This window comes from Snodgrassella alvi, from assembly GCF_002777745.1.
Lineage (GTDB): Bacteria > Pseudomonadota > Gammaproteobacteria > Burkholderiales > Neisseriaceae > Snodgrassella > Snodgrassella alvi_D.
Genome location: NZ_MEIO01000059.1, coordinates 16,690 through 40,539, shown reverse-complemented (window position 1 = coordinate 40,539; position 23,850 = coordinate 16,690). Strand labels below are relative to the sequence as shown.

The following is a 23,850-nucleotide window of genomic DNA, read 5'->3' as shown; positions in this document are numbered from 1 at the left end:
GGGGCAATTTGCCGGCTTCCCATTGATTTTATGCGTGCTGTACGGTGAGAAAGGAGACAATGGTAACGATGAATTGCTGATTGTGGCCGTACAGGATTTACAGATTGTCACATACTATCGTAAGCGCAACACAGAAGAAAATGCCGTAACAAAAACCCAAACCGGCATCTACCTGAACGATAACGACCGCTGGAGCAGCATAGGGCTAAATTTTAGCAGCAGCAACGGCTTGGGACTGGCTGGTGTCTATCATAGATTTAGCTACCACGAACTAAATATTTTGCCATTGAACGAGCTTAATTATTTCTGGCTGTTTGATTTTAACACCGATACATGGGTTGATTATGAAGATGAAAACGGTAATGAAGACAGTATAAGCCCTTTCAATGGTGGCGTAGCACAGGCTGAAGTCTACAGTAACGCTTTAACATATCCTGAATTTTATGCCTTATTGGATAAGTATAACGATAACGACGATCAGGGGGTAATTTACATAGACAAGCCAAGCGGCGGAGTAATCACCAAAATTTATACCGAAACGAAAAAAGCAGGAGACAGTAATGGCGGTAACGGAACAGGAGGTATAACTGGGGGAGGCAATGGTGGTGGCGATAATAACGGTAATGATATTGGCGGCAATGGCACCCAAAAACCAACCAAACCATGAAACAGCAGAGGTTAAAAATGGCATTCATGTTATATACAGATAAAAAAATGCGAAATCCGGCCAACACCCGCCTTATATTTAATGGTGTGGGTAATCTGGATGTGGTTTTATATTTTGGTAGCAGCCAAAGTGACGAAGTACTGAGCCCAGAAACAGATGCACAAATCATACTTAAGCCGGTTAACCTGATAAAAAAGTGGCAGCCTAACAAATATTATGATTATGGCAATATAATTGAGCCAAGCAATCCTAACGGTTATATCTACCAGTGCATTACTCCGGGCAGAACTGGTAGCGAAGAACCAAGATGGTGGGTAGATTATATTTCAGGTGTTTCCGGCAGCGCGTGGTTTAAAGTCTTAGGCGAAGCATTCAGGCACACTGATATAAAGATATCACTAACGCAAGCTGGGCTAGACAGTGCCGTGGGTGGAGAGGGTATAGAGCTGGGCGACCAGTTACAAGGCGGCAGAGCTATACCTATTTATATGAGGGTGGTTAACAAGTCCTATAGCTTACGCAATGATTTTACAGATGCTTGTCGCGGACTTGCGACTAATAGCACGATTACCACAACAACAGATATTTATGCTGACTAGCTGTATAAGGCTAAGTTATTGATTTTATCAATAAGCAGAAAATTCAGTAGACAACATATGTTTAAATCATAATAACGTGGTTAAACTTAACTTATGTTAATTATGTTATTCTCGCCTTTTATGCAAAGGAAAAGCGTTAATGTCGTTCAAGAATTTGTATGCACTTTTGGGAGTTGCGCCTACAGCTTCTGATACAGAAATAGTAAAAGCCATGCGCCAAATGGCGCAGCTTCAATTGGTGGAGCTGGATGATCTAAAGCTTTGCAAAGCTACACTGCTAAACCCTGAGGAGCGTAAGAAATACAATGCACAGCTATTTGCAGAATGTCCAGAAGTCTTGGAAGAGTTAACCAAATCTAAAGAGACAGAGGAGGCAAAGCTACCACCACCTAAGAAAACAACACGGAGCAAGAAAAATCTGTATGTGATTCTAGCAAGCGTGGTCGCAGTAGGGGTTGTTGCAGGGGCTGTTGTTTACTTTAAGCATTACAAGCCTTTATGGGAGGTTAAAGACGCCGTACGGGACATATTAAAAGACCCTGATTCAGCTAAATTTTATAATATTAGAAAAGTTGTTAACGGCAAGCTTACCAGTTATTGTGGAGAAGTCAATGCAAAGGTGGCTACTGGTGGATATGGTGGTAAGCAGCGTTTTGTTTATGAAGTTGAGGAAAAAAATACCACGCTGGTTCCGTCAAGTAAACCGCTTGATGAAACTGAAGAGGTGTATGTAAGTGCTTTATGGAAAATACGTTGCGAAAAATTAAACTATGATGAAGTGATGGGTGATGTTAAGCAGTGGGAAAAGCTTGAATCGATACGGAAAGAGGGCAAGGAAGCTATGGATAGTTTGGATAAATATAAATACTCAGGTTCTGAAGCATACACTGAAGCGGAGTCTCTATATCAAGAATTAGTAGATAAAGTAGACAACGCAAGAAAGAAGGTTTCGATTTATTAATAAACACGCTTGGTTGTATAAAGATTACCACCATCGGGAAAAGAAATTTTGTATGACTAATGAAAATTATAAATAACATATAATTCTGTAACAAATTCAAGCCAGCCTCGTGCTGGCTTTTTTATTGGAGCCTACCATGTCTGGTATTGCTGAATTGGTCGCCAAAGTTCGTATGGATGATACGCAGTTCATTAGTGAACAACAGCGCGTAATAAGTTTATCTGAGCAGTTGACTGTAAAATTTGATAGGGTGAAACAGGCTGCCAGCGGCTATGCAAAAAAAATAAACAGTATTTCGGTAGATGCAAAAAAACTGTCTCAAGCGCAGAACGGCCTTGTTTCTGCCGTGGATGTAGCGTCCGTTTCTCTACAAAAAAACAGCGCCAACGTAAGTAATGCATCAGCACAGTATAAACATCTTCGCAAAGAGGTTTTACAGGCAAAATCCGCATTAGAAGCATTTACTGGCGTTGATGTCGGTACAGCCTCATTGGGATCGGTTGAGCAATTCCGCGGTGAAATTAAAAGACTGAAAGATGATCTGAGAATCAAAACAGAACTAGCCGTTAACATTAAAATGGCCGATTCCGCCAGCTTTATCAGCGAACAAAAAAAGGTATTAGAGACGCTTGAACTGATAGCAGTCAAAGTGGATAAAGTTACTAAGGCATTTACTGAATACAACAAGCAATTTAAAACTTTAGTCACCAGAACTAAAAACTGGACGCAATCGCAGGGAAAGGCCAGCGCCGGCATTGAAAAAATGACTACTGCTGCGCGGCATAATCTTAGCGTTTCCACTAAATGGACGCAACAACTAGAGGCGCTGCATAAAGAAGTTACCCAGATAATAGCATCATCAAAAGCAATGGCAAGCGAGGGGTTTGTTCCGGGAAGCGCCGAAGAGGTCAAGAAAGTACGCGGCGAGGTAGAAAAGTTAAAAACTGAATTAGATGGAGTGAGCGCTACTGCTCCTGCGTTAAAAAGCGCATTTGCCAGTATTGCTAAATATGCAATTGGTGCCTTTAGTATTAACGAAGTTAAAGGCATGCTGGATACTTATACAACTTTAACTAACCGCATCAAGCTGGTAACAGATTCGGAAAAGCAGTTACAAGAAGTACGCGCAGGTTTGGCACGGATATCAAGCAGCACAGGACAAAATCTGGACGCTACCGCGGCAATTTACCAGCGACTGGCGCAAGCATCAGATCAGGCGGGATTATCTGGCCAAAAACTGCTTACAGTTACCGAACTGATAAGCAAGGCTATGGTAATTGGCGGCGGTAGCGCAAAGTCACAGGAGGCTGCGCTTATCCAGCTAGGACAGGCTCTGGCGTCTGGTGTATTACGTGGCGAGGAGCTTAATTCAGTAATGGAACAGGCGCCCGGCTTATCAATGGCTATTGCTAAAGGCATGGGCGTAACAGTTGGTGCGTTAAAAACTTTAGGCGCTAGCGGGAAAATCACGTCTCAACAGCTTATTGATGCAATTATGAAGCAATCCAAGCAGATTGAAACAGATTTTTCCAAAACAAGCCGCACGATAGATCAGGCACTACAGAACATCAAAACACAGCTTACTATGTTTATCGGTGGAGCTAATGAAGCATCCGGAGCGGCTAAAGTATTAACTGCTACTTTGCAGGCGGTGGCTAATAACATTGATCTGGTTGCCGCTGCTGTGCTGGGCTTTCTTGGAGTAAAGCTTGCCTCCTTTTTGCTGGCAACAACTGCGGAAGTAGTTGCATTTACTGCATCTCTCGCGCTACAAGCAGCTGCGGCTACGAAAGCAGCGCAAGCTAACGCCGTATATGCCGCCTCTCTGACGACAGTAAAGGGCAGTGCAGCCGTTCAGAATATCCTATCTCTTAAGGATAGCTTTAAAAAATTGGGTATGGCGGTCACTGCATTCCGTGCAACGGCAGTGGGCGGAATCGCGACGGCGGTAGGTGGAGTTGGGGCACTCATAGCCGTTACTGCAGCAGCAGCGTATTCAGTCTATCAAGTAGGCAAATCTATACATGCACTATTTAATGGACAAGACCCACATAACACAATTAGTGATGTGTTTGACACCATTTTAAGAAAAGTTGGATTCCTAAAAAATGATGTAGAAACATTAGGGACACGTTTATATGATTTAACGCACAATTCTAAAGGCGAATTTCGCCTTAAAGGTTTGATTACATTCCAAACAGAGCAGGAAGAAAAGGATGCTAAAAAGCAGGAGCAACTGAAAAAGGAGCATGAAGCCAGACAAAAAGACCCTAAAACTGCCGATTTGAGTAAAGAGGCGATTGATGCAAAAGAAAAATTGCAAAAGCTATCTGACAAAACTGAAAAGGCGGCCGAGGAGTTAGGGAAGTCCAAGCAACAGCTAGCAACAAAGAATGCAGAAGAGTTGCTGGCTCAATTAAAAACCAAAACACAAAATGAAGCGGCAATAAAAGCCGCTGAAGAGTTGGTAAAAAAGGTTAGGGCTGCAACCGCCAAAGTTGAGGTTGGCGAACTTTCCGAATCAATAACCCAAGCACACGACAAGATCGCAGAAGCAGTCAAGAATTTTGGTAAAACATCTGAAGAGATTGAAATATCCAAGCAGCAAATAGCGCTGGAAACTATGGCGCGGAAAGGAGCTACAGCAGCGCAGGTGGCGGCAGCAAAAGCAAAAGTTGAAGATACGCAAAAACTATACGCCCACCAGAAAGCACTGGAAGACGAAAAGAAAAACCGTGAAGAAAATAACAAATACCTGAAAGACATGAAAACCAAAGCCGCCGAGCTAGCAGCGGAATTGGCTGGCGGTAAAGATGGGCTGATTGCCTTTCAGCTTGCATCAAAGAATGCGTCAGCAGAAAAAATCCGCGAGGCGCAGGTTACTAATAAATTGGTTGAGCAATTACAGGCGCAGCTACAAGTAACACAGACTTTGGCTAGCTTAAAAGATCAGGTTGCCAAACTAGGCATGACTGAGACGCAGAAGCAGCTTTATGATTTGCAGAAACAGGGAGCCTCAGCTGAACAACTAAATCAAGCAAAGGTTTATCTCGACCAACTCGAACGCTGGAAAACGTTACAGGACAAAACCAAAAAAGCTGCTGAAAAGCTAGATACTGCGGCTACTTCTTTAACAGATACAGCCAAAAGTGTTGGCAAAATAAGCATGTTTAGCAAGGAGGCGCGACTTAAAGAAGAGGATTACTGGAAGAAGAAACGAGAGGAAGAAAAAAAGGAGGACAGTGGTGTATTTTTTATCTCGGGAAAGAGAAAGGTCGAAGATTTAAATGTTGATAAGTTGAACCTACCGGCTAACCAAGCCAACCCAGCTAGTGCAGTGGCGGCTGGGTTAAAGGGTGATGGATTAACGGGCGCGAAGGAACAAAAGCTGGATCTTGTGCATGCGTCCAAAATTGAGGCTCAAACCCTACTTGTCGGAAATAAATTGGCAAATGACGCTAACACACAGCCGGCAGCAGCCAGCGACCACGCTGGGGCGACTGAAACACTAAAAATCGACTTTTCTTACAATGGTAAAAATATATCCGGCGATATTTTGACAAGTCCTGTTTTTAAGAAAGCATTTATGAAATTTTTTGAAGGTATTGTTGCTGATATGGCAAAAAACTTAGCCTAACATACGCCCCGTTTACGGGGTATTTTTTATGGAGTAAATACATCATGCTTAAAGCATTTAAATGGTTGCACTGGGTAATTGACTTGCGCTTTTTACCAGACAAATTACAGATTTGGTTATTTGGCACTGGTACCAGAATAATTGAGGTACTAAGTGGCCTTGCTATGCTGGGGTTTGCCACAGTATTTGCACTACACGGCGAAGAAATGATTAAAGAGGATTTATATGAAAAATTCTTACATCTTCACCCTAAAATATTCGTGGCGATTTTGATATTTGTCGCGATTGGGCAGCTATTTGCTGCCTTTTTTCATTCCAGCCGTAGCAATATCATATCTGGGTGTTTCCTGCTCTGGTCGGCTCTAATCTGGGTTGTTGTATCCGGTACTTTTATTGCTGCATACCCGCCTTTATCCACAGGCATGACAACATACCCAATCATTGCCATTATCTGCGCCCTTGCCGGCAGGAATCTAATCAAACACACCAAACGGGTAGAAGATAAAAAAGGCGGTGAATGATGAACGAAGCTTTCACACTAGCCAATTGCTTTGCCCTCGCTGGTGGCTTTCTGGGCGCGCTGGTGGTATCTGATTACAAACGCTATGGGATAGTACTAACAATTACGTTCATCGTTATAGGCATGGTTTTTGCGGCAGCATTAACGGAATATTTCTTCACACAAGAACACCCGTGGCTATTTGCAGGTGCTGGTGTATTTGCCGGCATGGCTTCCACGTCTTTACTAGACGCATTCAAGGCCACCGCACCGAAGATGGCGCAAAAGCTGATTAATGCCGTTTGTAACAGGGCAGAGAAGATGATTGGAGATACGGATGACCGGCAGAAATAGGTGGCCCATAGGGTGCCGGCTGCACCCTGTTTTTGCGGTTTTTTTGATTGTAATGGATTGAATTATATGAATTTATACCATGCCGGCTGATGGCCCGTCGGCTGGTTTTTTATATAAGAATCGTCCTAGGAGGCTCTCACTCCCTGTAGGCATGTGACTAACAACAAGGTTTGAACAACATGCCTAATGACAAACGATTTACATTTAAGTTTCTAGGAATTTTTATGGAGGCTATTAATTTTACACCAAAAGAGTTGCGTAAAACAATGTGGACAGTAGCAATGATTCTACTGGTGCTTATTTTCGCATGGAAACTGCCTGAAATAATCAGCGCGATTAAATGGTGGTGATTTTTTAAAACAACGACGATGCAGCCATTACGGCTGCTTTTTTATGCATGAAAGGTTTTTAATATGTACAAACTAAGCCAGCGTTCTTTAAACAACCTGCAAGGAGTAGATGCTAATCTGGTTAAGGTGGTTAAGCGAGCCATTGAAATTACTAAGCAGGATTTTATGGTAACTGAGGGCTTGCGCAGCCGTGAGCAGTGCTGCATTAATTATGGCAAGGGACGAACAGCGCAACAATGTTCCATAAAGGGGGTGCCGGCTAAATACGCCCAGCCAAGTTTAAGCAAAGTTACATGGCTAAATAACCCATTCGCCAGCAAACACACCACAGGCAAAGCCATAGATTTAGTGCCGTATCCGGTAGATTGGAATGATTTAAAGAAATTCCGGGTAATTGCCGAGGCTATGAAACATGCTGCCAATGAGCTTGGTGTAAAAATAAACTGGGGTGGAGATTGGGTAAAGACTAAAGATTACCCGCATTTTGAGGTGTAGCCATGAAAAACATTAATTATCTAGCCTTAGGCGCTTGGGCTTTGCTTGCCTTGATGGTGCTATTTGCTGTACTTAGCTATAGCAGCAAGCAGTACCAGAAAGGCTATAGCAAGGGCACGGAAGAAGTCCAACGGCAGTATCAGGAGGCTTTGGCCAAGCAGCAGGCGGCTATCAATAAAGCCAGCCAAGACTATGAGAAACAGAAAGCAGAAAATGAGGTAAAGCAAGATGAACGACAAACACAAGTTACAAAGATTGTTAAAGTTCCTGTCTATACTAACGTGTGTCTGGATGCTTCAGGGGTGCGCATCATCAACGAAGCCATCAGCAGTCGCTAGCATTCCAGCCAACCTTACAGAGCCATGCCCTGCATTAAGCCCTTTAAACGGTGCTACTGGCGCAGATATTCTGCCGTGGTCAGTTGGGGTAGTAGGGAAGTATAACGACTGTGCAAGGCGGCATAGTGCGCTGGTAAACGCTATTCAGTAAAGCGTGTAAGCAAAAAAATCAACCGTTGTAATCTCTGCAACGGTTGAAATGTGTTATCTGTCACCCCAAAGGGCATAAATCCGCTGTGCGGGTTTTGTGCGACCTGTTAATGATTAGTATTGATTAATATTGCTGATTGTGTGGCAAGCGGCAATATATAAATTACTGATAATAAATAACTAAATGTTTGGATGCTTGCATGGCATGCAAGAGGTCAGCGGTTCGATCCCGCTTACCTCCACCAATATACATTATAGATTCAATGATTTAAGTCACATCGCCCTGTGGCTTTTTTTATTGAATTTGCGCTGGTGTCAAATTGGTGTCAAATTGAGAAGAGTTTCCAGCATACTGACGCAAGTGCTCAGTGTTTAAATGGGCACACATTTGCACCATCTTTTCACTTGACCAGCCTCCTAATTCTTGAAGCGGCCGCGTTGGTATCTCCTGAATCATATGGTTAGTTGCCCATGTATGTCGGCAATCATGGAATCGAAAATTAGCAATTCGAGCACGCTTTAATGCTTTTTCCATGCTGTGCCTGCGGGGTTTTTGGTTGAGTTGTCCTTGTAAGTAAACACGTTGGTTTTATGTTTCCCGCGCTGGCTTAGAATTATACTCATTGCATCTTCATTTAAAGGCACTCCTATCGCTCTTGATGATTTTGTTTGATCCACATAAATCCATGCAGTACGCCTCCCTATATCCACCTGCAACCATTGCAGACCGGCTACATTAGCTTTTCTCAAACCAGTAGCCAGCGCAAAAGCCGCAATAGATATCAGGTGTTCTGGCAATTCTTTAAACAGCCTGTTTTTCTCATCAGCTGTCAGCCAGCGTTCCCTGCGCTTAGGCTTCTCCAGCATCTTGAACTTTGGCAAGGTGATTATCCATGCTTACCGTCCTCATAACCGTCCCGAATATATCAGATGGCAAGCAATAGCTAATTAATTACAGCGTCAGTTTGGTGTAGGTATTAAACGGCAGATTATAATCGCAGGCTCAATCTATATACATGTTAATTAATGCTGGCATGATTTATGTGCGTTATTTAATTTATCAAACTGGAAAATTGCTAGTTACTCGAGGGAAGAAGTTTAATAATCAGTTGCCAAATAAGGGTTTTAACACATTCAATATTCAACGCACTCTAAGTTAAAAGGCTGTCTGTAGGATATCGCAGTGGCGAAAGTGATTTTTAAAATCATAAAACTATAGAAACAGAATTTGTTAAAGAAAAAGAATTCGTGAGAACCAAAGAATTGCAACAATTCTTTGTTGCTTAAGCTGATTGGTACAATTATAACGGTGATATTTATCCCTAGGTTATTTGCCACGAGTAAAATTGAATAAACAACTACCTCTTAATTTTGTTGTTTAAATATGTGTTGTTATTCTGATGGAGTAATATTATAAAAAATTATTTAATAGAATAAGCAGTAACTTAGCTGATAAATGCAAAGTAAATATTACGAAATCAGAACACTAGCTTGAAGCAGTTTATCCTGACTAACACTTGCAAATTATGCTTAAAAGAGAGTATAGTTAAAAAAATATTTTAAAATTTGATAATTTAATATTAAATTGCGTATATATTTTTTGAAAATATACGTTTAAACAATTATTTTTTACTGTATGAAAAAGGAAATAATGAGAAATGGAGCCTAATATAATTAATTGATAAATATATTTTCGTGCAGAAATATGATAAAGATTGACTGCTCAAATCAACGTTGATAGTTTAACTTGTGATATTTCATATTTTGAATAAATATGCTGTTTGATTTGTAGGTTTGGCTGTTGTTTACAATAGCTAGACGACCAATGATCGGCAAAGAATTTTATCAGCTACTTGAATATTATTGAAGTTCAAGCGAGTAATTTATTACTTTCTATATCAATATAAAGCTTGCTATATAGTCTGACTCAAACTCTGGATAAATAAACAGCATTTTACTCTAGTGGGTGGCTAATAATTATGCTGATAGCACTATAAACAAGCAGGCAGCATTATTTTTATAGACTGCATTAATGCACTTAATTTAAACAGCTAACGCGCCTTAATCAAGCTTTGGTTGTTATCTTGTATACAAATTTTCAGGTAAGTTTTTTTTGCCAGTAGCATTGTAATTGCGCTGGCTATTATGGTCTGTAAACGATTTTGAACGAACTGGCTGCTATAATTAGACTGTTTGTAATAACAGTAATATCCTTTTTCATATTGGAAATAAATCTGCCGCTGTTTGAATGATGGTATGGCTGATCTCAAAATTTACTATGCTAATATTCATTATGAATTTATATGACATTATTTATCTGAAAAATAAAGTACAAATAATAAATAAATTTATTTAAACAATACAATATATAGGTATGGCAGATGGAGAATAAAAGAAATTTAAATATAAATTGAAATTAGTTTCGAATAATCCATTAAAGGGAGAGTAAACAAATAAATGTACGAATGTACTAAGGTATTGGCTGCATTATTTGTAAATTCAATAAGATGAATAATGATACATAAAGGTTAAATAATGAAGGGTATGCTATTGAAGTATTGCAAAGGATTTTGCCATATACTGACTCTTCTGGCGTTTTTTTTCTGTAGCATAATGCCAGCAGGATTAGTATTTGCGCAGGATGTAGAGTGTGCAGAAGTTAAAATTGTGATTGAGCAGAAACTGTCTTTTGAGCGACAGGCTTTTGACGCACGGATGTTAATTAAAAATGGTCTGGATACCAGTTTAAAAAATATCCAAGTTGAGCTGATTTTTACTGACAGGGATAATCAGCCGGTTGAGGTAACTCAGAAAACTGATGATAATAAGGCCAAATTCTTTTATCGCATTAATTCCCTTTCTGGGGTTAATGATATCAGCGGAACAGGGCAGATAGCAGCAAAATCCAACGCGGATATTCACTGGCTGATTATACCAGCCTACGGAGCTGCCAAGGATAAGGATACGCTTTACAATATTGGCGCAAGACTGACGTATGAACTCAACGGACAGAAAACTACAGTTGATGTTGTGCCTGATTATGTGGTGGTGAAACCACAGCCATTGCTGACACTGGATTATTTTTTGCCGGGTGAAGTTTACGGAGATGATCCTTTTACCGCGGAGGAAGAACCACCTATCCCGTTTTCTTTCGGTGTACGCGTAAAAAATGAAGGTAAAGGTGTTTCCTATAAAACCATGATTGATTCAGCTCAGCCTAAAATTGTGGAAAATAAAAAGAATTTACTGGTAGATTTCAATATTTTAGGTAGTTATATCGGTAATCAATCCACCAGCAAGAGTTTGTTGTTGAATTTTGGCGATATAGATGCGGGTGCTACTACTGTCGGCCGCTGGAATATGAGTGCCAGTCTGTCGGGTACGTTTACTGATTTCAATGCGACATTCACTCATGCAGATACTTTGGGTGGTGCAGTTACCAGCCTGCTAAAAGCTACGAATACACACACTTTAATCCATGATGTGAAAGTTGATTTGCCTGATAGTGATAATGTTACCGATTTTCTGGCACTTGATGGTGATGTGGTACGCCTGTACCAATCAAATGGTGCGGATTCAGAAGTAACTGAGCAAAGTAATCAGGCTGCTTTAAAAGCAGCCAGTGATGGCTATCAGCTAACTTTTCCGGCCACCAGTGGGTTTGTCTATACCAAAGTAGCTGATCCTTTTAAAGGTAGCAAGCAGCCACATGATGTTGTGCGTTCGGATGGAAAACGCTTATTAAATGATAATGTCTGGTTATCTAAATCACGTAATAAAGATTTGTCTTGGTCTTATTATGTGAATGTATTTGATCATGATTCAACCGGACAATATAAATTATTTAAACATGGTGTTGTTCAGGCTAAGGGCATAATTGCTGGTAAGGTATACAATGATCTGGATGCAAATGGTCTGCTGGATAGTGGTGAACCCGGACTGAGCCACATCAAAGTTGTCTTATCCGGACGGGATAACGCTGGCAACAGAATTGAGCAGGTTAACTATACTGATGATTCAGGTAAGTTTATTTTCGATAAATTACCTGTGGGCGACTATAATATCTGGGTTACCGATATTGAGGGTATGATTGATGGACCTGCTGTTGCGGGTAGTGCCGGAGGTAATGCTGTTGCGGGCAAAATTGAGCATATTGTGCTAACAGAAAATATGCATGCAGAAAATAATCTGTTTGCGAAGCAAAAAGCTAACCAGCCTTCTTTACTAGGGAAAGCAGATGTTTCATTAAATATTGAGCTCGTACAACCGGATACTGTATTACCACAGGATACAGTGCAGTTATTGCTGACTATTTCAAATCAAGGATCAGGAATCGCACGCAATATTTATATGCAGGCTGATTTACCTGATAATCTTGAAATTACCGGTCAGAAAATTGTAGCAGGAAATTACAATACTCAGGATGAACGGATTGATCAACTTGCCGCTGGTGAAAGCACGGCGTTGTTGCTGACAGTAAAAATAACGGGTGCTGAAAAAGTAGGTCAGTTCACTGCACGCGTAAATAGTGAGACTGAAGATGCTGATTTAAGCAATAATCAGGTTAGCCTTGCTGTTCAGCCTGGTGTAGCTGATATTGTGCTGGAGGTTGAGAAACTGAGACGAGTACCTACACTGCCTGATGATTGTGTACAACTATTATTAACCATCAGTAATAATGGACCAATGGAGGCACGCAATATTTATCTGCAATCTGTCTTAAGTTCTGATTTGAAAATAACCAGTCAGAAAGTACTAATGGGCAATTATAATAAAGCAGAAAAACGGGTTGATAAATTATCATCGGGCGATGCAGCTATTGTATTGCTGACTGTAAAGGTAAATACAGAAAATGGTAAGGGTGAATTCATTGCTCGGGTACAGAGCCAGTTGGCAGATCCAGATAAAAGTAATAATTCGGTTACACTTCCTATATCTGTAGCACGAGAGGGAAAAAATGGCCAATAAACCTATTATCTGGACACGCTATTAATTATTTTATTAATTAAGCCTCAAATAAAAATCGTACTGTAAAGTACGATTTTTTTTATATAATAAGTAATCTGAATGGCGGCAGAAATTTAAATTTTTGAAATCGGTTTGTCAAATAATTTGCTTATAAAGAATAAGGTATGATAATATTTGCAAACAATTTAGATTAGATTATTACTATGTTAGGTATAAATGAAACTAGGCTGTAATAATTAATTAATTATTTAGTTTAAGTTTTGTCCAATTTGGATTCAGGCATAAAAGAAAATTGAGCGCAGAATACAAAGCTCTGAGATATTCTTATGCTCAATTCCATTAAATTTAATTTTTTAGTAAAATATTTTGTTAGATAAGTGTTGGTTGTACTGATAGCTGGCAGAATCGTTTAGTTTCCATTATTCAAAATACACACTCATCACATTGCGGTTGTAAGCAAGATGGCTTGATGTGGATTATGAAATACAGCTGAATTCGCATATCTGCCCATACAAGCTACGTCGGCACTATTGTTTATTAAGGTTATAGAATGAAAATTCTGAACATTTGATTAATATTTTAATCTTGAATACAGTGAAATAAAATTAACCCACCAATTAATCAGTATTTGGAAAACCGAAAAATTATTGTTTTATTTACTTCAATAATGTCAAAAAATATTTGTTTGGCATTATTGTTTGTATGAGTTTTTATACTGACGAATTTTTAATAACATTTAAACTAAGAAAATATGTTTGAGAAATAATTATCTGGCTTAAGATTTTTAGAAATATCAGATTGGTTTCTGTTCCAGAATGATTGAATGCTGGTAAAAAAGTAATGATTGTGCATAGTTTTAACAAAACAATTGCACCTGTGCCTGCAAAAATGAAGAATAATCAAACTGTTTACTATGCCCAAGGTGGTAACAATTCCATTTTAAGCAAGATATTGGCATGCAGTTAATCAGGATGATTGCAATGTAATTAATATCTGGTATGTATAAAGAATATATAAGACACCAAAATACAATACATATATTTTCATGTCTTTATGTATATACAGTCTCTGTGTACTTGCCGGATGTTAATTAGTAATTATTAATCAATAATAAAAAGATATAGTTATGCTGAAATTAAAGCAAGTTATTGTATTTTTAGGATTATTATTTTTTATTAGTGCCCGGATATTCGCACAGGATTTTACTGCCTGCCAGAATAATGAGCCTGATCCGACAATATTGCCTGTAGCCATAAGCTGGCCTGATAACCGCAATAAACAGCCGTTGGATAAAAAAAACTGGCTAACCATACAGCAGTTGAGTCAGCAACAGTTGCAGCATGCTGTCTGGGTGGATGTAAGGTCTGGCATTAAGGACAAAGAATCCGGACTGGATATGCTGGCTATTCCGCTTCATCAGTTGTCTGGTGCCCAATTCCTATTTGATAAACCCGTTATTCTGGTTGGCAGCGGGTTTGATCAGCTACCAATTAATCAGACTATTAAGCATTTAAGAAAAAAAGGCTTTAAGCATATTTTTGCTTTGAACGGAGGGATTTACGCATGGCAAAAATTACACCAGCCTGTACATTTACGCCAGCAGGAAATTTCTGCAGAAGAGTTTTTATCTGGAGGTAAAACTATTCGCTGGCAGATTATTGCGATAGGCTTGAATGCTGAACAGCTGGCTACATTACCAGAACAGCCGGTTAAACAGTTTGCACTGTCACAAACAACAGCATCAGTGCTCAAACAGTTTATTCATAATAATTCTAAAAGTAGTAATGATTTTATCCATTATGTACTGGTTAGCCCGGATAAGCAGACTGTAAAAAGGTTGCAACAGCAAATCAGTTTTGCCGATTCGGCCAATATTATCTGGTTGCGAGGGGGAATAACTGCTTATCAGCACTATGTACAACAACAAACAAAATTAATTAAACATGCCGGACAGAGCTTATCCAGACCTTGCCGGTTAACCATATAACTTATTTAAGGAGCTTTCAGACCAATGAGGGGCACACAATGAATATTTATCAATACTGGAAAAACCGGTTTCCCGGTTTAAACCCAAAAAAACAGCAAAAGCATAAAAATAAGCAGAAAAAACCATATGTAATGATTTTCTGTGCGTTATGCACCATTGCCTATGCATCCAGCTATGCAGGTACCGACACGCGTTTGAATGGTGACGATATAGTCAGTGGCGCATTACCGATAGGCTTTGATTTTAATTATTATGGCAAAAATTATAATCAATTTTATGTCAGTACTAATGGATTATTGCAATTTGAAAATCCAACATCCAGTTATAGTAATTATTGTCTGCCAGCACTGAATAATACATTGTATGTATTCTGGGATGATTTAAGAACGAATGTTGCCGGGAAAACTACAGGCACCATTAAATACGAAACTCAGGGAGAGGCACCCGAGAGAAAACTAATTGTTCAATGGACAAATCAGTACTTTTATGGCTCCAATCTGCCTATGGGCACATTTCAGGCTATTCTGTATGAAGGCTCAAACCAGATTAAATATCAATATCGCTCATTAAATGATAATCGCAGCAAAGGCAAAGAAGCCACCATTGGGATACAGGGGATGCGGCCAAGCAATGTGCAGATAGGTTGCAATAAGGCAGATACGATTAAACCAGAACAGGCAATTCTATTTACGCCTAATGGTGATTTAACGGATTACAGTAAAGATGAAAATGCCGAATATGAATTTATTGATATTTCGGGTTTAACGCCACCTGCGCCAAAACCTGCTGCCCGATATAGTAATCAGCCGCCAGCCTGGTCATGGCAGAACATTAATACACTTAATACTTGGGAAATCGAAATTCAGGATGCTTCCGGTAATTCTGTTCATAAAGAAGTACTGAATAATATCAATCAGTTTACTTTCAATGATGGTTTACAGAATGGCAAATCTTATCGTGCCCGAGTAAGGGGAAGTATTAATAATGGCGGTACATGGGAGCCATGGTCTGCACGATCCGGTGCCACAACGATTGATACTACCAAGCCAGTTATTGAACTGAGTAAATTTAATCGCGTCAATGAAAACGCAGTCCGAATCGGTTACACCAGCAGCGATAACCTGAGTGGTATTGCTTCAGTACACCTACAGATAGCAAATAATCCTGATTTTAAACAGCCATTGGTGGATAAGGATATTAATGTTCAAGCCAATAGTGTGCAGATTGACAATATGCCATCTACAGGTGCGTTATATGCTCGCCTGAATGCAGTTGATAAAGCAGGTAACAGCTCTGGCTACACTCAGGCTGCGGCTATTGTACTTACACCGCCAGTACTGATCAGCCCGGTTACCCAGACAAAGGTTAAAACCGCCCAATTAAAGGTTCAGGGTACAGCTGAATCGGGTAGTAAAGTGCAGTTGTATCTGAATAACCAACCGGTTGGCCAGCCTGTAGTCGTGAATACTCAAGGCTATTTTAATCAGGATATCCAGTTAAGCAAAGAAGGTAGTTACCGCTTGCATGCTATCGGGCAAAATAATTATGGTCGCAGTGAACCCAGTGCACCGGTAACATTTGATTTTGCCTTGCCAATACCCACAGGCATAATTACCACACCCGCCGATAATCAGACTCTTGCTGCTCCGGTAGATATTCAGGTAGATGCAGCAGACGAACTGGGCATCGAAAAAGTTGAGCTGCTGGTTGATGACAAACGTTTTGCCACACTGACAGAACGCCCCTATCAGGCACACTGGCCACTTACCATACAGGATAACGGTAGCCATAAACTAACGGCAAAAGTCACCAATACCAGTGGCAAGACAATCACCAGTACACGTACAGTCAAGGTCAAAATAGAACCGCCGGCACCGCCACCTACACCTTATACCGGTAAAATTACGGCAATCAGTCCGGCTGTTAGCTATGGTCCGCAGCCAGTTACCATTACTGGTCAGGCACTATATCGTGCTGATAATACGGCCGCAGCCAGTGTTCCGCTGAAGCTGGTATTGAATGTAAAAGGCTTTGAACGAAAAATTGCCGTTGCCACAGATGAAACCGGCCATTTTTCCTATACCTTTACTCCTCAAGAGTCTGATTCGGGAACTTATCAGGTAGGCATTATTCATCCTGACGAAAAAACCGTTAGCCATCAGGGCAGTTTTGCCATTAACCGGATTGCCTTTAATCTTCAGGGCTATCAGCTCAAGGCTCCGCGCACCATCACAACACCGATACAAATTAATGCCACTGCCAGTACCGGTGCCAAAAAATTGCGCTGGGTGCTTGCACCTGAAAATCAGCCAGATGGCGTATTACCACAAGGCATCAATATCCAGACTGAAGCAGTAGATATTGCACCCGGCCAAAGCCGCACCACAACAATTAAATTTACAGCAGATAATAATGCAGCAGAAAAAGGCAGCTTGTATCTGGTGGCCTTTGCCGAAGATTCCGGTGATCTGGTACGGGGTAAATTACAGATTAATTATCAGCTTGGTCAGCCCATGCCTGATCTGTATGCATCTCCAGGCTATATCCAGACCGGCTTACAGCAGAATACAAGCACCACAGCCAATGTCAGCGTAGGCAATAAAGGTTTGGCGAAAGCTGAAAATGTTCAGATAGAGCTGGTAGATAAACAGGGTAATCCTGCACCGAGCTGGGTATTTATTGCCAGTGACAAAAATATTGATGCCATTGCGGTAGATGAAAAAGTACCAGTACAAATCGTGGCACAACCAGACAACAGCATTGCAGATGGTATCTACAACTTTATCATCAGAGTGTCTACAGGTGGCAAACTTTCCGGCACCATTCCGGTAAGCATTTCTGTTACCCAGAGTGGACAAGGCATTGCCCAGTTTGATGTGGCTGATATTTATACCGCTACACTGGATGCACAAGGTCAGCCGATTAAAGGTGTTAAAGGGGCAACTATCAAGTTGCAGAATGATGAAGTACTCACTGAACAATATACCCTCAACACCGATAAAGATGGTATTGCTTCATTAAGTAAACTGCCAGCAGGTATTTACCGCTACCGGGTTAGCGCACCCAATCATATGGATGCCAGCGGCCGTATTGTCATTCAGCCTGATACTACTACCAATCAGCATATTTTTCTAGAGTATCAAACCATAAATGTAGAGTTTGGTGTAACTGAAACCACCATAAAAGATGTCTATGACATTAATGTAAATGCTTCCTTTAATACGCAGGTACCAGCACCAGTAATTCTGCTGGAACCACTATCCATTAACCTTGGCGGTATGCAGGTTGGGGAAGAAAAAACCGGCCAGATTACAGTAAGTAATTATGGACTGGTACAAGCCGATAATGTGTCGTTAAACCTACCTAAAACAGATTCCAGATTTAAGTATGAATTCTTTGGCGAAGTACCCAGTGTACTAAAACCAAAAGAAAAAGTAGTTATTTCATATAAGGTTACCGCTCTTGATCCAAAACAGCCGGCATCGGCACAAACCGGAACCAGTACATTTGCAAGTCTGTTACGCGCAGCACCTGCAGAGGATGAGGAAGACTGCACTTCTTACGAAGCCAGCTACCAAGAGACACACCAAAGTGAATGCCCCAGTGGAGACATTTCCAAAGGCAGCAGCAGCGGGCGCTTCTATCAGTACTCCGGCAAAAAATGTTCTACCAAAGGCGCCAGCTGGGGCTGGGCTGGCGGTGGTTCGCTAGGCGGTGGCGGCGGCAGTTTCGGAAGCGGAGCCGGAGCTGGTTCGCCAGCAGCCATGCCCATCACCCCGGGCTGTACACCAGATGCATCCTGTAGCACAGGTGGTACAGGCAGCGGAGCCAAATAACTAACAACTAAAAACTAACCAAATACAAGGGTCATAACATGAAAACAAAAAACACCATACGACCCGGGAACAGCTTAAAAGACCGGCTGTTCCGGGTAATCAGCTATATCCTTATGCTGATCATGGCACTGCCACAAATGGCTTATGCCCGCATAACAGATAATAGCCAAAAAATATCAGGCGTAAGTAATGCAAGTGTCAGATTACCGAATACCGAGTACACCGAAAACACCATAGACATGCGAGTGAAGGTATTAGGTGGCGAAGTTAAACTCAACCGTACCTGGGAAAACGGACGCTGGTACCTTAATCCGGCGTGGGCAGATCTACGCTTCGTACTTGATCCACTCGATAGCAGCGTCAAAACCATCGACCGTGCCGGTACCCTGTACCAGCGTAGCGGCGACGCCGACCTATATAGCTACAAACAAGTCACAATCAAAAAAACCGACAGCGGCTGGCGCTGGACCGATCCGCAAGGTAACTGGATAAACTACGACAGCAAAGGGCGGCCATTAGCCTATGGCAATGCCAGCAACATCCAAGTCAGCTTTGAACTGGACAAAGATGGCCGCCGTACTGCCATCAAAGACCACAACGGCGAACTGGTATACAGCCTGGATTACGATAACCAGGAACACCTGATCAAAGCTACCGACCGCAGCGGACGCAGCGTGAGCTATAACTGGTCTGGTGACCGTCTGACTCAGGTTACCGATGTTATGGGTAACGTGTGGAAGTATGGTTACGACAACAACGGCCAGCTCACCAGCCGTACCGATCCCGATGGCGGCGTCACCAAAATTGATTACGTCCTGTCCGTACCCACCCGCAGAATAGCCATGGGCAGCGGCAAAGCCGGAGGCGTTGTCTCGCAAAGTGCCGTAGTCAGCACCGGAGCAGCCGATCATGAAAACAAACTGGCGCGGGTAGGCAAAATCACCAGCAAAACCGGAGCAGTAACCGTTTACAACACCGAATACAACCGTGTTAACAAACAATACACCATCACCGTAAACGATCCGGCAGGCCAAAAAACCGTCACCGTATTTGACAGCAACGGGCGCGTACTGAGCGAAAGCATCAATGGCAGCCTCACCGCCAGCTATCAGCGTGATAGTGCCAACAACATCGTCAAATACACCGACGAACGCGGACTGGTTACCACCACCCAGTATAACCAAGCCGACTATCCGGTTAAAATCACCTATCCAAATGGTGCCATCGAAGAATATCAGTACAACCAGGCCAACAAACCGGTCAGACAGACCAATGCCAAAGGCGACAGCATCACCTTTGAATACAACGCGGCCAACCAGCCCACCAGAATCACCTATGCCGCCGGCAAACCCGAACAGCGCGTAGTCAACTTCGAGTACGACAGTCTGGGGCAGCAGATCAAAGCCACCATAGCCAGCGGCAAACAAAGCATCAGCCTGCAGCAGAGCTTCGACCGTTACGGCAACATAGCCAGCTATACCGACGGCAAAGGGCAGCAGTACCACTACAGCTATAACATACAAGGACAGCCAACCGAAATACAGAACCCATTACAACAGAAATGGCAACTGAACTATAACCCGGCCGGATATCTGTCAGCAATTTCAGATCCATTAAATCATACAACTAGTTTTACAGTAGATTCGATGGGGAAAATTACTAAAATAATTGATCCACAAGGGAATCAAACCCGATACAATTATTCATTTAATAATAATATTTGGGAAATTAAAGAGATTAATGCACTTAATCATATTAAAATTAAGCAATTAAATATTAAAAATAGTATAATTAGAACAACTACAGCTTCTGGATTAGTGAATGAACAAAGCTATGATGGTATGGGTAGATTAATTCGGCAGATAGATTACAGTGGTAATCAACGCGTATACGAATATGGTACATCAGGTTCGCGCGTTGCCGGTCTTTTGACCAAAATCAACTACCCGACCTATAGCGAAAGCTATACTTACGACAACATGGGTAACACCATCAGCGTAACCCAGCAGCTAGACAACAATACAGAACTGAGCAGCCATAGCAGCTATGACCAACTGGGCCAGCTCATCAGCCAGACTGATGCCGCCAACCGTACCAGCCAGAGCGAATACAACGCCTTAGGTCAGCTTAATGCAAACATAGATGCACTATCTGGAAAAAACCAGTACCAGTACGACCAGTTCAACAACCTCACCGGCCTTACCGACGCAAATGGCAACCAGTATCACTTCACCTATGATCAGAACAACAACCTGATCAAAGAAACCAAAACACTGGGCAATAATGTTGAATACAGCTACAACAAAGTCAACCAGCTGATAGAACAGAAACAGACCAATGGCAATCGCATACAGTATCAATACGATGCCGCCGGCAACATCAGCCAGCAAAACTACATCGCCGCCGGAGAAGACACAGCCGAACAGACAGTCAGCTACCAATATAATGCCAACAACCAGCTGATAGACGTAAAGCAGAGTGGCCACACCAACAGCCACTTCACCTATCAGCGCGATGCATTAGGCAGAGTAGTACAGGAAACCATCAGCTATGGCAACCTCAAACAAATCCTGAAATACAGCTACGATGCCGATGGCAATCTGGCCAGCATCACCTATCCAGATAACAGCACCGTAACCTATAGCTATGCCAACGACCAATTACAAAAAACCGTACTACCCAACGGAGAAGAAATCAACTGGCGTAACTACCAGTGGAACCAAGCCCGCAGCATCACCTATCCACAGGCAGAACAAACCAACAGCTATGATGCCTTACAGCGCCCGGTACAGATAAAACTAAGCAGCAAAGGTCAGACCTTACTCGAACGGAACTACAGCTACGACAAAGTAAGCAACATCAGCCGCATCCAGACCGAAAAAGGCAGCAGCAGCTACCAGTATGATCCACTGGACAGACTAACCCAAGTAAAACCGGATAGCGAAACCACAGAGCAGCGCGCCGAATCCTACAGCTACGATGCCATCGGCAACCGCATAGGCAGCGCCCAGCAGGCAGGAGAGTGGCAGTACAACGACCTTAACCAGCTAATCAAATGGGGAGAAGGCAAACAACAGACCAGCTTAACCTATACCGCCAATGGTCAACTGTCCACAGAAGAAAGTGCCAATAAAAAACTCAGCTACAGCTACAACGCAGCCGAACGCCTGAGCAGAGTCAGCAACGACACCAGCGAACTGGCCAGCTACCAATACGACCCGTTTGGCCGGCGTATCAGCAAAACTGTAAACGGTGAGACCACCTACTATATCTACAGCAGCGCAGGCCTGCTGGCCGAACTGGATCAGAATGGCAGAATGCGGGTAGCGTATGGCTGGAAGCCAAACAGCGACTGGGGTACCAGCCCCTTATGGCAGGCCAACCTGAGCGAAGGCCAGAGCCTGAGAAATGCTAGTTATCACTATCTGATAAATGATCATCTGGGCACTCCGCAACTGGCCATAAACAGCACTGGAGAACAGAGCTGGAAAATCAATAGCGATGCGTTTGGCAACAGTGAACTGGATGCAAACAACCAGATCACCATAAACCTGCGGTTTCCGGGACAGTACTACGATGCAGAGACCGGTCTGTCATATAACTACTTCCGAGATTACGATGCGAAGACTGGGCGATATATCCAGAGTGATCCGATAGGGTTGGTGGGTGGAATAAATACATATAAATATGCAAATGATAATACGCTGAAGTTTATTGATCCATTTGGATTAAAAGATTATTATTATGAAGTAGTAAAAAGTCATTACAAGATAGATGAATATGATCTATTAGGTAAGTTAGGAGCTAGGGCTGGACATACGTTCAACGTACTTAATTCAGTTTTAAATGATATGGAAAGACTTCAATTGGGTTCATCAGATCAATTTTTTCATTGTATAGCATTCTGTCGAGTCTCAAAAGATAAGAACGCAAGTAATAGGATGGCTAGATGGTTTGGTAGAAGGAAAGAAAACCGTGATTATATTCTGGGACGTGTTGGACTTTATGGAAAAGGTAAAATGTTTTCTCATCAGGAAATGATAAAAGATAATGAAGAAGATCTAAAAGTAAATGATTATGGATTAAGTTGTCCTGTTGATATCAGTTGTCAAGATAGATGTAGAAAATTCCTTAATCCAAATCATAAGAAAACAATGAAGGTACTAGAAGATGAGGGATATTTATAATGGTAAAATCTTATACAAAACTGTTATTTTTATATGGATTTATTCTTTATGGATGTGGTCTTTTGGATTCAACAAATGTAACATATTATGAAAAATATACAGATATTTTACCTGATGCTGGTGTGAACAGTTGGCTACCAGAAAATTTTCCAAAGGAATCTAGAAATATTTATGTTAAAACTAATGTTGAAACAAATGAACTCAAAGTTTATTTTACCTTGAATAATAAAATAGAAAACAAAGAACAATTATATCTAAATAGCGCTCAAATGACACAATTAAAGAAAATTGATAAAAAAATAGAGAGAGGATGGTGTATGTATTCAGAATATAACATTTGGAAAGAGCCACGCCAAAATTGGTATGTTATAGGTGAATTATCTGAAAAAAACAGATATATACTTATATATGAACATAATATAGATCCTAATTTATGTAAAAAATAAAATAGCATAAAAGTTAATTAAATTAAGCATTTATACAATTGATAAAATTACAAAATATGTAATAAATTTCATATGATAATAAATTAAATTTAGAATCATTTGTATAAATATTCTATTAAAATCTTTAATGATCGATTGATTATTAAAGATTTTTTTTGTTAAATTCTTTTTATTTACAACTAAGGAAGCAACCTGATCAAAGAAACCAAAACATTGGGCAATAATGTTGAATACAGCTACAACCGGGCTAACCAGCTGATAGAACAGAAACAGACCAATGGCAATCGCATACAGTATTAATACGATGCCGCCGGCAACATCAGCCATATCCAGACCGAAAAAGGCAGCAGCCACTACCAGTATGATCCACTGGACA

General features: G+C 41.3%; 15 protein-coding genes and 1 pseudogene. 14 read left to right on the top strand and 2 right to left on the bottom strand.

The features are described from left to right. The 9 genes from BHC51_RS12845 to BHC51_RS10450 form a co-directional block, all read left to right on the top strand. Positions 1-667: hypothetical protein (locus tag BHC51_RS12845; RefSeq protein ID WP_180296489.1), on the top strand; the 667-nt coding region annotated here is incomplete at its 5' end. A 17-nt stretch (positions 668-684) separates the two neighbouring features. Continuing rightward, a complete protein-coding gene (locus BHC51_RS10480; RefSeq protein ID WP_143558839.1) occupies positions 685-1,266 on the top strand; it encodes a hypothetical protein in 582 nt (193 codons plus the stop codon). 139 nt (positions 1,267-1,405) lie between these two features. Next, positions 1,406-2,227, top strand: coding sequence for a hypothetical protein (locus BHC51_RS10475; RefSeq protein WP_100153984.1), 822 nt, complete (start codon positions 1,406-1,408; stop codon positions 2,225-2,227). 136 nt (positions 2,228-2,363) lie between these two features. Beyond that, positions 2,364-5,864, top strand: a complete 3,501-nt coding sequence (locus BHC51_RS10470; RefSeq protein ID WP_143558838.1) for a tape measure protein — start codon at positions 2,364-2,366, stop codon at positions 5,862-5,864. A 44-nt stretch (positions 5,865-5,908) separates the two neighbouring features. Next, the gene (locus BHC51_RS10465; protein WP_100100485.1) at positions 5,909-6,385 is read left to right on the top strand and encodes a hypothetical protein; all 477 of its coding nucleotides are present in this window, start codon (positions 5,909-5,911) and stop codon (positions 6,383-6,385) included. Next, a complete protein-coding gene (locus tag BHC51_RS10460; RefSeq protein WP_143558090.1) occupies positions 6,382-6,717 on the top strand; it encodes a hypothetical protein in 336 nt (111 codons plus the stop codon). Before BHC51_RS10465 ends, BHC51_RS10460 begins: the two co-directional genes overlap by 4 nt. A gap of 179 nt (positions 6,718-6,896) precedes the next feature. Beyond that, the gene (locus tag BHC51_RS12840; protein ID WP_180296487.1) at positions 6,897-7,067 is read left to right on the top strand and encodes a hypothetical protein; all 171 of its coding nucleotides are present in this window, start codon (positions 6,897-6,899) and stop codon (positions 7,065-7,067) included. Between the two features lie 63 nt (positions 7,068-7,130). Then, positions 7,131-7,562: a M15 family metallopeptidase gene (locus BHC51_RS10455; RefSeq protein ID WP_100153982.1), complete on the top strand. Its 432-nt coding sequence runs from the start codon at positions 7,131-7,133 to the stop codon at positions 7,560-7,562. Between the two features lie 2 nt (positions 7,563-7,564). Beyond that, positions 7,565-7,900, top strand: coding sequence for a hypothetical protein (locus tag BHC51_RS10450; RefSeq protein WP_100153981.1), 336 nt, complete (start codon positions 7,565-7,567; stop codon positions 7,898-7,900). A gap of 445 nt (positions 7,901-8,345) precedes the next feature. Here the strand turns inward: BHC51_RS10450 and BHC51_RS13150 are convergent. Then, a pseudogene (locus tag BHC51_RS13150) lies at positions 8,346-8,917 on the bottom strand (site-specific integrase). A gap of 1,746 nt (positions 8,918-10,663) precedes the next feature. Between BHC51_RS13150 and BHC51_RS10430 the strand changes: the two are divergent. From BHC51_RS10430 to BHC51_RS10410, 5 genes are all read left to right on the top strand, one after another. Next, positions 10,664-13,018 carry an SdrD B-like domain-containing protein gene (locus BHC51_RS10430; protein ID WP_180296488.1) on the top strand — a complete coding sequence of 785 codons (2,355 nt, stop codon included), beginning with the start codon at positions 10,664-10,666 and terminating at the stop codon, positions 13,016-13,018. Positions 13,019-14,144: 1,126 nt separating this feature from the next. Further along, the gene (locus BHC51_RS10425; protein ID WP_100153976.1) at positions 14,145-15,005 is read left to right on the top strand and encodes a rhodanese-like domain-containing protein; all 861 of its coding nucleotides are present in this window, start codon (positions 14,145-14,147) and stop codon (positions 15,003-15,005) included. A 38-nt stretch (positions 15,006-15,043) separates the two neighbouring features. Further along, on the top strand, positions 15,044-18,841 hold the full coding sequence (locus BHC51_RS10420; protein WP_100153975.1) for an Ig-like domain-containing protein: 3,798 nt from the start codon (positions 15,044-15,046) through the stop codon (positions 18,839-18,841). 38 nt (positions 18,842-18,879) lie between these two features. After that, positions 18,880-23,028 carry an RHS repeat-associated core domain-containing protein gene (locus tag BHC51_RS10415; protein ID WP_100153974.1) on the top strand — a complete coding sequence of 1,383 codons (4,149 nt, stop codon included), beginning with the start codon at positions 18,880-18,882 and terminating at the stop codon, positions 23,026-23,028. Then, positions 23,028-23,474 (top strand): hypothetical protein, encoded by a 447-nt coding sequence (locus BHC51_RS10410; RefSeq protein WP_100153973.1) that lies wholly within the window; start codon positions 23,028-23,030, stop codon positions 23,472-23,474. Before BHC51_RS10415 ends, BHC51_RS10410 begins: the two co-directional genes overlap by 1 nt. Before the next feature lie 30 nt (positions 23,475-23,504). On the opposite strand, the gene BHC51_RS13450 is transcribed toward BHC51_RS10410, so the two are convergent. Then, positions 23,505-23,828 (bottom strand): hypothetical protein, encoded by a 324-nt coding sequence (locus BHC51_RS13450; protein ID WP_100153972.1) that lies wholly within the window; start codon positions 23,826-23,828, stop codon positions 23,505-23,507. Positions 23,829-23,850 lie beyond the last annotated feature (22 nt).